We start from the raw sequence: 15,036 nt of genomic DNA on the forward strand, positions 1-15,036 counted from the left end.
GACCGCCGAGTCATAGTCGTCGCTTCGGACTCCAGTGCCATAGTCATCGCGTCCATCACTCCTCTTCGATGAAATTCCGTGAACTGGCTATTTCAATTAGAAATAGTGACATACAAGTCTAGATTTGTGAAGTGAATCACGCAAAATGCCTGCATCTGGGGCTGTGGTGCACGGTCTCGAGGTTCAGCATCGGATGTGTCCGATATGTCTCTTGATTCGAATGGGTGTTCGAGTATAATTTAGGTCGGGGTGGGGAGGCCTTGATGACGGTTTGCGATTCAATTGCGGTGGGGGATGTTGTAGCCGGTTCGGCGGCTGGTGCGCGTGGCAGGTTGTGGCGGCTACGTCCGTCCGAGGTTCGAGACGTGGCGGTCAGTGCATCTGCGGAAATTCTTCGGTTGGAAGCGATTCGGGTGGCCGCGATCGACGAGCTGGCGCTGAATCCGGATGAGCAGGTGCTGTGTTACCGCGGTGTGGGTCGGTGGTTGGCGGCGAATACGATGCTGCAGAACGCGGCCGGTAACAAGATCGCCGCTCTCGGTGCCGCACTGCGGTCGTTCCCCGATATTGCGGCGCAGTTCGAGGCCGGTGATCTTTCGCTCGATCATGCGGCGTTGATCGCCGCGTTCTGTGAATCCCCACCAAAAGGGATGCCGGACATCGCGTTGACGCCAAGCCTGAAAACGCTGTTGGCCGCCGCGTCCGGGGTGGAAGCGACCACTGTCAAGCTGCGGTATGCGATCGCTGTTTTGGAGCGGATCTTCGAATCCGACGAGCACCCGCCCGGTGAGGACAACGACCTGAATGTCTTGCGGATCGCGCCGACATTGAACGGTCGGGTTGTCATCAAGGGCGATTTCGACGCGTTGACCGGTGAAATGCTCCTGTCTGCGCTGCCGGGTCTGTCGATGCCGAAACCCGCCGCGGACGGGACCCCGGATGCGCGGTCGGCAGCGAAACGTACCGCCGACGCGTTCACCGAACTCATCCGCCGCTACCTCGACAACGCCGCCACCGGTGTGGATGGTGGTCAACGTCCGCACGTGAATGTGCATATCACCGCGAAAGATCTTGCCGGCCATCGCGAATGCGCCACCATGCGAGCCGAGGGTGATGACGAACCTGATCTGGATGACGAGTCTGTGTTCGAGGATCTCGATGTCGGCTACATGCCCTGGATGGGACCGCTCAGCGTCAGTAAAACCCGAATGCTGGCGTGCGATTGCATGCTCTCGACCGTCTTGATGAACGGAAACGGCGCACCGTTGGATGCGACCCCGCTCAAGCGTCTCGTCACAGCCGAGCAACGCATCGCGTTGATTGCCCGGGACAAGGGCTGTGCCTTCCCGAACTGTGATGCCGTACCGGCGTGGTGCGACGCGCACCATATAAAACCGTGGTCGACGGGCGGTTTGACGGTGATGGACAACTTGACGCTGCTCTGCCGGAGCCATCACACACTGATGCACAGCACCAGCGGGTTCCGCGGCATCTGGGAAATCAAGATGGGTTCCGATCACAAACCGTGGTTCATTCCGCCAGCAGCGATCGACCCGAAACAACGACGCCGACGTTCCACCACCGGCCAAGGACCAGTCCACCGAGACTGAAACCAGCTCTGCCGGAACCACGTACCGCGTGAAGGCTTCGCATCACCAGCTAAGACGATGCGAAGCCCACACGCATGCCCGAGTACTAGAAACTCCGGGTACAAGAAGAGGGCTTGCGCATGCGCAAGCCCTCTTCCGGTGAAACTCAGGCCAGGTGAAATCTACATCGCTGCCAGTGGTTCGCTGCCGGACCAGTCATGGCCCCAGTAACTGTCGGCGGTGATTTCCTCCGCCGAGTAGGAGTCCTGGTCCACCTTCATGCCCTCGGTGCCGAATTCGATGTCCCAGCCGCCTGGTGCCCGGACGTAGAAGGAGACCATCTTGTCGTTCGTGTGTCGGCCCAGTGTCGAGGACACCGAGAAACCGTCCTTCACAACCCGATCGAGAGCCTGCCCGACGGCGTCGAGGGTGTCCACCTCGACCATGATGTGGATCAAACCGGGCGCGCCGCCGTGCGGAGCGGGGCACAGTGCCAAGCTGTGATGGCGTTCGTTGACCCCGAGGAAGCGGATGCGCAGGGGACCGAACTCCGGCGGCGCGGGCAGACGGAACGCGCCACGCGGATAGAAACCGAGAACGTCGGTGTAGAAATCGAAGCTCGCTGCGCTGTCCATGACCGGGAGAACAACGTGGCCGAGACCCTGTGCACCCGTGATAAAACGAGAGCCGAACGGTGTCACTACCGGGCTGTGATCGAGGATCGCGCCGTGGAAGATTTCCACCGTTGCGCCGCCGGGGTCGGTGAAGGTGATGACCTCTTCGACGCGGCGTGCATCGGCCTCGGCGAGGGGAAGTTGTTCGACCTCGGTGCCGAACTTCTCGAGTGCGGCCTGGACGCGTCGTAGCGCGTTGCGATCGGCGACCTCCCAACCGATGCTGACGATCTCGTCGCGCTCGCCTTCGACGACAACAATGCGGGCCGCACGCTCGTCGAGACGCAGGTAGAGCGCGTTCTCGTCCGGTCCGCTGCCCTTGGCGAAGCCCAGAACGTCGAATGCAAAAGTGCGCCAACGATCCATGTCGTTGGTGGAGATCTTGACGTAGCCAAGTCCCTTGATGTCGGTGTGCGTCATCGTATGTTGTTCCTTAGGTCAGATCATCGCCCGCAGCGGGCCCTGCGGATCGGCGCCGAGGCGGCTGAGGGAGGCAGCGTGGAATACGGTGCCGGGGACGTGGATTGCGTGATGCTGGCCGGCATGGGCGTCGCGCCAGAAGCGCTGCAGTGGCTTGTCCATGCGAAGGGCGTTGCCGCCGCACCGGGGGTAGACCTGGTCGATGGCATTGATGGCACGCCACGCAGCCTGAACCTGGGTCTGTCGACCTTCGGCACGCTGTTCGAACGTCACTTCCTTGCCGGCGTCCACGCGATCCCACATGCGATCGACGTTGGCCAGCAGGGTGTCTCGCGCCGCGCGGATATCGGCTGTTGCCTGGCCGATGGCGAAGAGCGTGTACGGATCATCCTTGATCGCGGTGCCCTGGGCGTTGATGCGATCAGCCTGGTATTCGTTGGCGTGGAACAGCATTCCCTCGCAGATACCGATGGTTGCGGCTGTGATCCCGAGTGGGAACATGTTCGACCACGGCATCAGGTACAGCGTCTCGGTGCGTCCGTACTTGCGAACAGCAGTACCGTCGATGACCTCGTCGCAATCCATGACGCGGTAATCGGGAACGTACGCGTCCTTGACCACAAGATCTTTCGACCCCGTGCCGCGCAAACCCATGACGTCCCACGAGTCTTCGATGATTTCGTAGTCGGTGCGCGGAATGATCACGTGCAGCATTCGGGGCGGCATCTCCATGTTGCCGTCCTTGTCGCAGGCCATCGCGCCGAGGAACGCCCAGTCACAATGGTCGGTGCCGGAGGAGAACTGCCAGCGGCCGGAGAACTTGTACCCACCGTCGGTGGGAATGCACATTCCGCCGGGCATGTAGGGCGAGGCCATCCAGGTATCCGGATCGGAACCCCAGATTTCCTGCTGAACCTTCGGATCGGCAAATGCCAACTGCCACGGGTGGACTCCGACAATTCCGTGGACCCATCCGGCCGACGGATTCAGTGACGCCATCCGCATCACGGTTTCGGCGAACTCGCGCGGATGTGCCTCCATGCCGCCGTATTCCTTGGGCTGCAACATCCGGATCGACCCGGCGGCCTTCATCTTCTTGGCAGTCTCGTCTGCCACCCGTCCGATTCTCTCGGCCTCGATACCTTCTTGGAAGATGTCGTCGGCCATCAAGTTGATCTGTTCGAGCACTTCGTAACTCATGGTCACCCTAGGTTGTGTCGTGTGTTCTGTGTGTCGTGAGGACTCGGTCAGGACATGCTCTGGTCAGGATGTGGTCTGAGGTGCCTGGGCTTCTCGGGCCGCGACGTTCTCTGCGACTTCCTGCTTCCAGCTCGCCACCGCTCGGGTGGTGTCGATCTCGAACTCGAAGCGCTTGGTCATGTCTTCGGTGACATTTTCGACATCGGTGTAGAACTGGTTGTACCAGCGCCGCAACTGATATACCGGGCCGTCTTCCTCGGAGAGAAGCGGATTGTCGATGGGGGCCTTGTTCTTCCAGATCTCCACGTCCTGAAGGAATCCCGTCTCGACACCCTGCGTGAACTGAGCAGCCATGGCCGTCATGTCCTCGTCGCTCACACCGGGAAGCTTCTTGACCATCGCGCCGTACTGGAGCACAAACGCATTGTTCGAGATCGGGTAGTGGCAGTTGATCAGAACCGTCTCGATGACCTGTCCGTTGGCTTCGCTCTTGAGCCAGTCGATCATGTACGACGGACCGAAATACGATGCATCGGAACGGAGAACGGCATTGGGATCGCCGTAGTTTGTGCCGCTGATGACGTCCTCACGCCCCACCGATTCCATGTACTGGGTGGCTACGTGACCTTCGAAGATGTTCTTGAAATAGCGGGGGAACGAGTAGTGGATGTAGAAGAAGTGGGCCATGTCCACGACGTTGTCCACGATCTCGCGGCAATGTGATCCCTCGATGGAGAGTGTGTTCCAACTCCAATCGGTCCATTCGCTGCCGCCGAATCCCTCGATCTCGGGGATCGTGACCTCGGCCGGTGGGGGATTGCCCTGAGGATCGTTCCAGACGAACAGCTGGCCGTTGCGCTCGAGCGTTGTCCACGCGCGGGTCTTGGCGAGCGGCGGAACGCGTCGTGCGTACGGAATGTCCGTACATTTTCCGTTGCCGCCCCAACGCCAGTCGTGGAACGGACATGCGATCGAATCGCCCTTGACGGTGCCCTGAGCCAGGTTGCCGCCCATGTGACGGCAGTAGGCGTCGAGGATCTTGATGTCGCCCTTACTGTCGGCGAAGACAACCAGGCTGGTGCCGAAGGCATCGATCTGATGTGGCTGTCCGTCGCGATACGTCTTGCTGAGTCCGAGGCAATGCCACCCCCGAGCAAATCGCGTCGGGGGAGCCGCCGCCTCGATTTCTCGAATTTCCTCGTCTGCCGTTGTGGGTGAGTCCGTGCCGAGCGACATGTCTTCCTCCGAGCCGCGCCTGACGACGCTGTCAGTAATGTGATCCATCCCATACAACCGTTGACTCGGTCGCCCCGGATACGGACATTCCCACTGGATGGACACTTACTTTGGGGCCGGAAGTTCAGCCTCGTCGCATGAGGTGGGAGCGATCGAGTTCGGCAATGTCACGAACGCCCATCAGCGTCAGAGTCCGAGCGATCTCCTCGCGGAAAATCTCGAGAACATGCGCGACGCCGTCCTCACCGCCTACCGCCAGTCCGTACACGTACGGTCGACCGATTCCGACCGCGGTCGCTCCGAGTGCAAGCGCCTTCACCACGTCGCTGCCACGGCGAATGCCACCGTCCAGGTAGACGGGAACGCCGCCGGATCCGCCCACTCGGTCAACCACCGCGGGCAGAGCTTCGAGGCTCGACAGTGCGCTGTCGAGTTGGCGTCCCCCGTGATTCGACACCACAATTCCGTCGGCACCGAGACGGACCGCAGCAGCGGCGTCGTCCGGATCGAGAATGCCCTTGACGTACATCGGACCGTCCCACAGATCGCGGATCTTCGCCAAGTCGTCCCAGCACAATTCCGGACGCAGCAGACTTACCTGCTTCTGTGCCGATCGCACCGCAGCAGCGGCGCCGCGCTCGTCGACCAGCATGCGCGACGAGATTCGCTGGTGCTTCAGGAAGTTGTAGGCCCAGCGAGGTTTGCGGGCCGCATCGAGCGCGCGGGACGGCGAGAGGGTGGGCGGAATCCCCATGCCTCGCTTACGTTCTCCCTCCCGGTTTCCGGGCACCGGAACGTCAACCGTCACGAACAACGCGCTGTACCCGGCATGATGCGCGCGGTCGATGAATTTCTTCGCCAACGATTCCCCGGTACGGACACTGGTCCACGGGTAGAGCTGGAAGAAATGGTTCTCGGAGGTGGCGTCCGCGATCTCCTCCACCGTGTAACTCGATGCTGTGGAGATAACCGCGCGCGTGCCGGCGCGTTCGGCTGCCCGAGCTGCAGCACGTTCGCCGGTCCACTGGATCAGACCGGTCATTCCGGTGGGAGACAGGAAAACCGGGAGATCGAGCGCTGTGTTCCCCACTTTGGCGGTAAGCCCTTGACCTTCGTTTCCGGTCAAAACCCGTGAGCGAAGTGCCCACTTGTCGAAATCATCGACGTTGGCGCGCAGCGTCACCTCGTCCTCGGCGCCGCCGTCGACGTACGCCCAGATCATTCCGGGCAGTGCCTTGCGGGCACGTTCGCGGTAGTCAGCGACGGTGATCGGTGACGTACGTGAGGACAGAGTGAATGCAATGGCCGGCATGGAGCCACTCAATCACCGAAGAATTGCCCGTTGACCGCGTGATCCCGCTCCGTGGAACTTATCGATCCGACCGAGCAGTTTCCGCGACGGTGACCCACGCCCTGGCTGCGGTAACGCCGGCGTCATCGGTGGCACTGACGATGAAATCGGAAACATACTCCGAGTCCTTGAGATACCGGGCGACGGCAGTGCAGGTGAACGTGAGATGCGAGGCATCGGAGACGAAGATCCGCGTGCGGAATCGTCGGACGCTGTCGGCATCGAACGCGGCGTCGACGTGCTCGGCAAGTGCGGATGAAGTGCACTGTGCGACCGGACCTTTGATGTCGCAGGCGATTCCCGACGCGTACACCTCGGCCACCAGGTGCCCGTACACGTCGCGGTAGTCGATGGTCCGGGCGATCCGTGACGGACCGCCGTCAGCGGACGGGATTCGTTCGAGTGAACGGATGCTGCCGACAACAGCGTCCGTGGGGCGCGGCGGGCCGAAGAACACCACGTCCTGTTCGTCTGTCGCCGCGTCGATCAGGCCGGCAGATGCGTCGTACAGTGTCGAAAATGTCGGCAGCACCGCGTGCGCCAAGGGATTCTCGTCGACAAGCATTGCAGTCACGATAACCTCCGTTTCCCCCGGCCAGTCGGCCGTTCGAGTGGGTGATGGCAACGCTAGTGACCATCGCAGCGGCCACATCCCGCGCTCCCGCTGATCGGGAATTTCTGCGGAAGTGCGACGTAGTGCGGCGGAGAGGTGGCCGCGGTTTTCGGTGGGCGAGACACCGGTGCCGACGGAGTTGGGCTGTTCCACCGGGCGGGAGATGCTCTGTCGAGCGGCCCCGCGGCCGAATAGTGTGACCCGAAATTCGACAGAGCGGCGCGTCGCTGCAGGTCGCGGAGGGAATGCGATGAAACTCGAAGAATTTCGCGGCGGAACAGCAGTGATCACCGGAGCCGGCAGCGGAATAGGTGAAGGTCTGGCCCGTGAAGCTGCCGCTCTCGGAATGAATGTTGTTCTGGCTGACATCTCCGCCGAACGCCTCGCCGCTGTGGCGGCCGATCTTCGGGCCGACGGAGCGCAGGTGCTGACCGTGCCGACCGATGTGACCGTCGCGTCGGACGTCGACGCGCTGGCGGATGCGACCTACGCGGAGTTCGGTGCCGTGACACTCCTGGCCAACAACGCAGGTCTCGAATCCGTCGGGTTCACGTGGGACATACCGGCGGACGAATGGCGCCGCGTCATCGACGTCAATCTGACCGGGGTTTTTCACGGTATCCGCTCGTTCGTGCCCAGAATGGGCGCCGATCCGCGGCCGTCCCACGTCGTCAACACCGTCTCGGTCGGCGGTGTGGCGATCACACCGAAGATGACGGCGTACGCGGCCTCGAAGCACGGGGTGCAGGCGCTCACCGAAAGCGTGTATCTCGAATGCGCCGAAAAGTTTCCGCAGATCCGAGTTTCGGTCTTCAGCCCGGGACAGGTTGCCACCAGGATTTTCGAGGACGTCGCGGTGCGCCCTGAATCCGGTTCGGATACCGAGTTCTGGCGGGAGAACATCAGAGAAGGCATGTCGCCGGCCGCTGCGGCGAAAATCTACTTCGATGGCCTTGCGCAGGAGGAGTTCTGGATACTCACCCATCCTGATTCGTTCGAGCGCCTGGCAGGAAAGCGGGCCGAAGTTCTGACCGGAAAACTTCGTCCGGACGCGTTGTTCGACAGACGGAACTGAGATAGGGCCTTCAACCCTGTGGAACCTGTTCCAGTTTTGTGCGATTCTGGATAACGTATTCGTGACCGGGAGCACATCTCGATGACGGCAGGCCGAGCAGAAGGAAGACCAGATGACAGACGAGTTTGCTGACCTCCACCGACCGATTTTTGGTCCGGACCTGCTCATCACCGCCCTCGAACGGAACCACGACAAGCCGGCGCTGTACATCGGCGACGTTGTTCTCACCGGTGGACAGATGCGCGATCAGATCAGCTGCTTCGCCCAGGCACTCGCTTCGCTCGGAATCACGCAGGGCACCAGCACGGCGATGCTCTCCAAGAACCGTCCCGAAGTACTCATCAGCATGGGCGCCACCATGATCACCGGGTGTCGCGCCAGTGCACTCAATCCGATGGGCTCACTCGACGACCACAAGTACATCGTCGACGACGCCGAGATCGAGACCCTCATCTTCGACCCCAACGCTTTCGAGGACCGAGCCGCCGAGTTGAAGGCGTCGTCGCCGTCGTTGACCACGATCCTGTCGATGGGCCCGTCCGAGATCGGCATCGACATCCTGGCTCTCGCGGCAACTTTCGAGCCTGCACCGCTGAAGGCCGCGCACGTCGACGCCGAAGACGCCAGCAGCATGGTGTACACCGGCGGAACCACCGGAAAGCCCAAAGGTGTTATCGGGTCCTTCCGTTCGGGCGCGGCGCTCAACCAGATCCAGATGTCGGAATGGCAGTGGCCCGAGGAGAATCGCTTCCTCATCTGCACGCCGCTTTCCCATGCCGGTGCCGCCTTCTTCACTCCGACGCTCCTGCGTGGCGGCGCGCTGATCGTGCTGCCGGCCTTCGAGCCCGGAGCAGTTCTCGAAGCGATCGAAAAGTACAAGATCACCGCAACCATGTTGGTGCCCACCATGATCTACATGCTCATGGACCATCCCGACCTCGAGAAGCGGGACGTCTCGAGTCTGCAGACGCTCTTCTACGGCGCATCCGCGATGTCGCCGGCCCGCTTGCAGGAAGGCATCAAGAAGTTCGGGCAGATCTTCTTCCAGTTCTACGGTCAGAGCGAGTGCGGCATGACCATCTCGGTGCTCCGTAAAGAAGAGCATCTCGCCGACGACCCGGCCCGACTTGCCACGTGTGGCCGTCCGGTGCCGTGGCTCGACGTCCGACTGCTCGACGACGACCTGAACGAAGTGCCGCAGGGCGAACTCGGCGAGATCTGCGTCCGAGGGCCGTTGGTCATGAAGGGGTACTGGAAGAAGCCCGCCGAAACGGCTGAAGCGTTCCGCGGCGGCTGGCTGCACACCGGCGACATCGCGCGCAAGGATGTCGACGGCTTCCTGTCCATCGTCGATCGCAAGAAGGACATGATCGTGACGGGCGGCTTCAACGTGTTCCCGCGTGAAATCGAGGACGTGATCTCCGCGCACCCGTCCGTCGCCTCCGTGGCGGTAGTGGGTGTACCGGACGACAAGTGGGGTGAAGCCGTCAAGGCCTGCGTAGTCCTGCGCGGCGGGCTCACCGTCGCCGCCGAGGAACTGGTCGAGCGGGTGAAGGCGGCCAAGGGATCAGTACACGCACCCAAGAGCATCGATTTCGTGGACAGCCTGCCGCTGACACCGCTCGGCAAGCTCGACAAGAAGGCTCTGCGCGCGCAGTACTGGGAGACCAGCGACCGCGCTGTGTAGGAGTGAATGCAGTTTAGAAGTGAGCATAGTTTTCCCGGAGTGAGCAGCCTCTGCATCAGGATGCAGGGGCTGCTCACTTTAAAAAGACCGTGTCAGCTTCCGGTGACACTAGCTGCGGCAGTTGCCTACTCGCACGTGGAATGTGGGAGGGCACGCACCTTCGAGACGCTCTCGTCCGTGCCGGGATACGATCCGAATCAGTAGCGCTACGTCTCAGCGTTTCCAGACGTAGCGTCGTTCCGGGCGGCCCACCACTCCGTACTTCAGAGACGTAGTGGACTGCCCGCTCGCGCAGAGGTGCTCGAGGTAACGACGGGCGCTGGCCCGTGAGATGCCGACGCGTTCGGAAATGTCTGTTGCCGATGCAGGTTCGGCCTCTCCGCGCAGGGCGTCCTCGACCAACTGCAGGGTCTCGGGGCTCAAACCCTTCGGCAAGGAGGCAGCCACCACGCCTGCCACACCGAATGCTTCGTCGACGGCGGTCTGTTCGGCTTCACCCGCACTGTCGAGGTTCGCGTAGGTCGAACGGTACCGCTCGAGGCGGTCGCGGAGAACGTCGAATGTGAACGGTTTCATCAGGTAATGCACAACCCCGCTGCGTAGTGCCTTCTTCACCGAGCCGGCCTCGCGCTCGCTGGTGATCACCAGAACGTCGAGCTCGGGAACCAGCTCCCGGAACGGAGCGATCAGATCGAGCCCCGTTGTTCCGGGCAGGTGGACGTCGAGAAGCACCAGATCGGGAACCAATTCTCCGACCGCGGCGAGTGCAGCCTCGGCAGAGTGGGCAACACCGCACACCTCGAAACCGTCTATCCGCGAGACAAATCCGCTGTGCACACGCGCAACCATGAAGTCGTCGTCGACTACCAGAACTCGGATCATGTGCCCTCTCCGTCATTCGAATCGGCTCGGCGAAGCACTGCCGTGAAGACCGTCCACTCGAGACCCTCGGCAGCGCTCGTGCTCACGGAGACGTCACCGCCGCGCCGCCGACAGGTCAGGCGCACCAGGGCTAAACCGAACCCGTGCCCGTCACTCGATTGTCCCTTGGTGCTCCACCCCTGGCTGAACACCCGCTCTCGATTTTCGGGCGCGATACCGGGGCCGGCGTCCTCGACACGCACTTCGACGGAGACATCGAGGCCGCGAATCGACAACCGAACTGTGCGTCGAGTTGCCTCCGACATCTCGGCGACGGCATCGACGGCGTTGTCGACGAGGTTTCCGACCACCGTCGCCACATCGCGCCCGAGCGCGCGTTCGAGAGTGCCTAGATCCGAATCGTCCGACAGCTCGACCGTCACGAATCCCTGTGCTGCCGCGCCGATCTTGGCAATGACAAGAGCGGCGGTGCCCACGTCGGCGATCTTGTCGGTGACCGCCGCGCTGATCTGTGCCCGGTCCATGGTCAACCCCTCGACGTAGCCGACAACTTCGTCGTACTCGCCCAGCTGGATGAGGCCCGAAATGGTGTGCAGTTGATTGTCGAACTCGTGAATGTGGGCGCGCAGAGCGTCGGTGCTGGTCTTGGTGACGTCGAGTTCTTCCTCGACAGCTCGCAATTCGGTGCGATCGCGGAACGTGGTGACCGACCCGATGGTGCGGCCTTTGGACTCGATGAGCACAGTGTTGAGAACAAGGAGCCGATCGCCGACCAGAACCAACTGATCGGATTCCGTTGTCCCGGAGGTCAGAACACTCTGCAACCGATCGTCGAGTCCCAGTTCGCGGACGTGCTTCCCCGCGCTGCCGTAGGCGATGTCGAGAAGTTGGTGGGCGCTCTCGCTCATGAGCACCACCCGGCCCTGGGCGTCGAAAGCGATGACTCCCTCCTTGAGGCCGCGCAGCATCGCCTCGCGGTGGCGAACCAGATCCAGGATCTCGCCCGGTTCCATGTCGAGGGTCTGCCGTTTGACCCTGCGGGCCAACAGGATCGAGCCGACCGTGCCGATTACCGAAGCAACCGCAAGATAGACCAGGAGGTTCGGCGCTGACTGTAGAAGCCGAGTCCAGATCGACGGGTACTCGATGCCGACTATCGCACTGCCCGTGATGGAACCCTCGGTGCCGAGAATCGGAACCTGCGCCTCGACGGCCTTGCCGGACGACGTGTCGACCAACCCCGTCTCGGAGCGGCCCTGAGTCTGTGGTGCGGCAGTGCCGACGTCGCCCGGACGCGTGGAGATGACAACGGTGCCGTCTCGATCGACAAGAGAGACGTACGTGACGCCCGAGATCGCGCGCACCGAGTCGACAGAACCCTGTAGTCCCGAGCGGATACGGGTCTGTGCACCGGGGAGCAGTTCTCGCACCGCTGGATTGGCGGCAAGCGACTCGGCTGCCGAGAGCGCTCGGCGTCCCTCCTCACGCTGGAAACTCGCCGACGACTGCGCAAGCGAGAGTGCTGTCACACAGACCAACACCGCAACGACGATCAACAGTTGCAGTTCGAGAAGCTGCGTCGCCAAGGTCTGTCGTCGCCGACGGAAACGTGCGCGCAGAGGTATGCGCTCGGCCTGCGCGTTTCCTGAGGACATCTGCCAGACCATAGCGCGGTAGTCGGGCAGCAGGAAAGTGGCTGTGTGTGAGCACAATGAGCACAAAGCACTTTGCGTTCCCAATGGTGACTCCAGTCACAAAGTGCGCCAGTATGAAATCTGTTCACATATCGAACCAGACAGGAAAGGACGATCATCATGAGTGCATCGACGCGGCTGAGCAGGCATATTGCCCTGCTGAGTGCCTGTGCGATGGCACTCGTGTTGGCGATCGGATGCACTCCGGTCGAGTCCTTCCTCACCGGCGGCCAGGCAGGAGGCAGTTCCGAGGAACTGCGCATCCTGGTCCCGTCAGTGGCCGGCGGCGGGTACGACCTCACCGCCCGAACCATGGTGCAAGCCCTGGCCGACGAGGGGACCGCAACCGCCGACGTCGTCGTTCTGCCCGGGTCGGGTGGCGTCGTCGGACTCAACCGGTTGGTTCTCGAACGAGGCAACCCCGACCTCCTCATGGTGATGGGGCTCGGTGTGCTCGGATCCGTGGAAATTCTGCCGTCCCAGCACACGCTTACCGATGCGACCCCGATTGCGCGGTTGATGGACGAGCCGGAAGCTGTTTTGGTTCCGGCAGATTCGCCGTTCGCAACCCTGGCGGACCTGACATCGGCGTGGACCCATGACCCGTCGTCGATCTCGATCGGCGGAGGTTCGAGCGAAGGTGGACCGGACGGGCTGTTCCGACTTCTCCTGGCGCGGGCCGTCGGCGTCGATCCATCGCTGTCCCCGTCGCGCACCTACGACGGCGGCGGTGAACTGCTTCCGGCACTGCTGACGGGGCAGGTCGATGTCGCGGCAACCGGTCTCGGTGAATACCTGGATCAGATTGCGGCAGGCACGGTTCGGGTGCTTGCGGTCAGTTCACCGCAGCGCTCGCCGGCGGTGGACGCGCCCACCCTGGCTGAACTGGGCGTCGACGTCATCTTCACGAACTGGCGAGGACTCATGGCGCCGCCAGGGCTGACCGACGATCAGCGACTGCGTCTGCAGACACTGGTGACGGACTTGACGTCCAGTCCGCGATGGAACGAGCTCTCCCGCCGAAACGGCTGGAACAGTGCAGTTCTCACGGAACCCGAGTTCTCCGAGTTCCTGCGCGATCAATCACGTTTTGTCGCTGCGACTTTGGATGCACAAAGCCTCAATTAGAAGTATCCCTCGAAGTTCCCGATTCGCGAAGACACCGGCTCGATTTGTCGTGCCTCTATCTCCTCGTTCCGTACGCAAAGGAGTTCACCATGCTCGTCACACTCGGCTTCCTCATGGTTGCGGTGTTCATGTTTCTCATCCTCACCAAACGTGCAACACCGGTGGTGGGACTGACCCTGGTTCCCGTAGCCTTCGGGTTGCTGGCCGGGGCGGGGCTCGGGATCGGCGACATGATCACGGACGGCATCAAATCGCTTGCCCCCACGGCAGCGCTGTTGTTCTTCGCGATCATCTTCTTCGGCATCATGATCGACGTCGGACTCTTCGATCCGCTCGTGAAGTTCATTCTCCGGTTGGTGCGTGACGATCCGATGCGATTGGTGGTCGGCACCGCAGTGCTGGCGATGGTGGTTTCTCTCGACGGCGACGGTTCCACGACCTTCATCATCGTGACGTCCGCGATGTTGCCGCTCTACCTCAAACTCGGAGTAAGTCCGGTAGTGCTGACGGTGGTCGCTGGTCTCGCCAACGCGACGATGAACATCATCCCGTGGGGCGGTCCCACGGTCCGGGCAGCAAGCGCCTTGGGGCTTTCGCCGTCCGATGTCTTTGTTCCGATGGTGCCGTCGCTGGTCGTCGGATTGATCATGGTGCTCGGGTTTTCCGTTCATCTCGGGATCATGGAGCGTCGACGGATCGGGACTTTGGTCCTCACTTCTGAACGCATCCTCGAAAGGGTCGGAAACGGAGGAACTTCCAGCGCCGGAACGCCGCGAACGGGCGGCGCCGACAATGCCGACGACACCGGCGATACCGGACGCTTCATCGACGGCCTCGATCCCAAGCGGGACACCTTGCGGCCGAAACTCCTGTGGTTCAACGCTGCACTGACGACGATCCTTCTGGTTGTCCTCGTCATGGATGTGCTGCCCATCCCGGTGTTGTTCATGATCGCGTCGTCAATTGCACTCGCGGTGAATTTCCCGGCTGTCAAGGATCAGGGTGAGGCAATTGCCCGGCACTCGTCGAGCATCGTGTCCGTTGTCGCGATGGTGTTGGCGGCGGCCGTGCTGACCGGCGTTTTCCAGGGCACGGGCATGGTCGAGGCGATGGCCGAATGGCTCTTGCAGGTCATTCCCGACGCGATGGGCTCCCACCTGGCCGTCATCACCGGCGTCCTGAGCATTCCGCTCACCTTCTTCATGACCAACGACGCCTTCTACTTCGGCGTCCTGCCGGTGCTGTCGGAGACGGCGGCGCAGTACGGAATCGAGCCGGTGGAAATGGCGCGGGCGTCGATCACCGGGCAGGCAGTGCACATGCAGAGCCCGCTGGTTCCGGCGATTCTGCTGCTCGTGACGCTAGCCGGTGTGTCCTTGGCGGATCACCACAAGAAGGTCCTGTGGCGAGCCGGCCTCATCTCGATCACGATGCTCGTGGTCGGAGTTGCGTTGGGGCAGATCCCGTTCTGAGCATGATCACCGAGC

At 62.1% G+C, this 15,036-nt stretch carries 12 protein-coding genes; 5 read left to right on the forward strand and 7 right to left on the reverse strand.

Translation table 11 applies throughout. The annotated features are described in order from the left end of the window. Positions 1 to 263: 263 nt before the first annotated feature. The gene (locus tag ACFRFQ_RS02040; protein WP_378652472.1) at positions 264 to 1,610 is read left to right on the forward strand and encodes a DUF222 domain-containing protein; all 1,347 of its coding nucleotides are present in this window, start codon (positions 264 to 266) and stop codon (positions 1,608 to 1,610) included. A gap of 161 nt (positions 1,611 to 1,771) precedes the next feature. Here ACFRFQ_RS02040 and bphC read toward each other — a convergent pair whose 3' ends face one another. The 5 genes from bphC to ACFRFQ_RS02065 form a co-directional block, all read right to left on the reverse strand. Beyond that, positions 1,772 to 2,683, reverse strand: coding sequence for a biphenyl-2,3-diol 1,2-dioxygenase (gene bphC, locus ACFRFQ_RS02045; RefSeq protein WP_378652474.1), 912 nt, complete (start codon positions 2,681 to 2,683; stop codon positions 1,772 to 1,774). An 18-nt stretch (positions 2,684 to 2,701) separates the two neighbouring features. Then, the gene (locus tag ACFRFQ_RS02050) at positions 2,702 to 3,883 is read right to left on the reverse strand and encodes an acyl-CoA dehydrogenase family protein (protein WP_138869991.1); all 1,182 of its coding nucleotides are present in this window, start codon (positions 3,881 to 3,883) and stop codon (positions 2,702 to 2,704) included. A 63-nt stretch (positions 3,884 to 3,946) separates the two neighbouring features. After that, positions 3,947 to 5,119 (reverse strand): Rieske 2Fe-2S domain-containing protein, encoded by a 1,173-nt coding sequence (locus ACFRFQ_RS02055; protein ID WP_138873373.1) that lies wholly within the window; start codon positions 5,117 to 5,119, stop codon positions 3,947 to 3,949. 124 nt (positions 5,120 to 5,243) lie between these two features. Beyond that, a complete protein-coding gene (locus ACFRFQ_RS02060) occupies positions 5,244 to 6,431 on the reverse strand; it encodes an alpha-hydroxy acid oxidase (RefSeq protein WP_378652477.1) in 1,188 nt (395 codons plus the stop codon). A gap of 58 nt (positions 6,432 to 6,489) precedes the next feature. After that, a complete protein-coding gene (locus ACFRFQ_RS02065; protein ID WP_378652480.1) occupies positions 6,490 to 7,236 on the reverse strand; it encodes a hypothetical protein in 747 nt (248 codons plus the stop codon). Between the two features lie 97 nt (positions 7,237 to 7,333). Here ACFRFQ_RS02065 and ACFRFQ_RS02070 point away from each other — a divergent pair, with 97 nt between their 5' ends. Continuing rightward, complete coding sequence (locus ACFRFQ_RS02070) at positions 7,334 to 8,158, forward strand: SDR family NAD(P)-dependent oxidoreductase (RefSeq protein WP_378652483.1); 825 nt, start codon at positions 7,334 to 7,336, stop codon at positions 8,156 to 8,158. 112 nt (positions 8,159 to 8,270) lie between these two features. Beyond that, positions 8,271 to 9,845 carry an AMP-binding protein gene (locus tag ACFRFQ_RS02075; protein ID WP_378652486.1) on the forward strand — a complete coding sequence of 525 codons (1,575 nt, stop codon included), beginning with the start codon at positions 8,271 to 8,273 and terminating at the stop codon, positions 9,843 to 9,845. 213 nt (positions 9,846 to 10,058) lie between these two features. On the opposite strand, the gene ACFRFQ_RS02080 is transcribed toward ACFRFQ_RS02075, so the two are convergent. Together ACFRFQ_RS02080 and ACFRFQ_RS02085 are read right to left on the reverse strand one after the other, a co-directional pair. After that, positions 10,059 to 10,727 (reverse strand): response regulator, encoded by a 669-nt coding sequence (locus ACFRFQ_RS02080; RefSeq protein WP_378652489.1) that lies wholly within the window; start codon positions 10,725 to 10,727, stop codon positions 10,059 to 10,061. Continuing rightward, positions 10,724 to 12,382 carry an ATP-binding protein gene (locus tag ACFRFQ_RS02085; protein WP_378652492.1) on the reverse strand — a complete coding sequence of 553 codons (1,659 nt, stop codon included), beginning with the start codon at positions 12,380 to 12,382 and terminating at the stop codon, positions 10,724 to 10,726. Before ACFRFQ_RS02085 ends, ACFRFQ_RS02080 begins: the two co-directional genes overlap by 4 nt. 159 nt (positions 12,383 to 12,541) lie before the next feature. On the opposite strand from ACFRFQ_RS02085, the gene ACFRFQ_RS02090 reads away from it, so the two are divergent. Both ACFRFQ_RS02090 and ACFRFQ_RS02095 read left to right on the forward strand, forming a co-directional pair. After that, the gene (locus ACFRFQ_RS02090; protein ID WP_378652495.1) at positions 12,542 to 13,549 is read left to right on the forward strand and encodes a Bug family tripartite tricarboxylate transporter substrate binding protein; all 1,008 of its coding nucleotides are present in this window, start codon (positions 12,542 to 12,544) and stop codon (positions 13,547 to 13,549) included. Between the two features lie 89 nt (positions 13,550 to 13,638). After that, positions 13,639 to 15,021 (forward strand): CitMHS family transporter, encoded by a 1,383-nt coding sequence (locus ACFRFQ_RS02095; protein ID WP_378652498.1) that lies wholly within the window; start codon positions 13,639 to 13,641, stop codon positions 15,019 to 15,021. The last annotated feature ends 15 nt before the right edge of the window (positions 15,022 to 15,036 follow it).

The sequence above is a fragment of the Rhodococcus sp. NPDC056743 genome (assembly GCF_042790355.1).
GTDB lineage: Bacteria > Actinomycetota > Actinomycetes > Mycobacteriales > Mycobacteriaceae > Rhodococcus_F.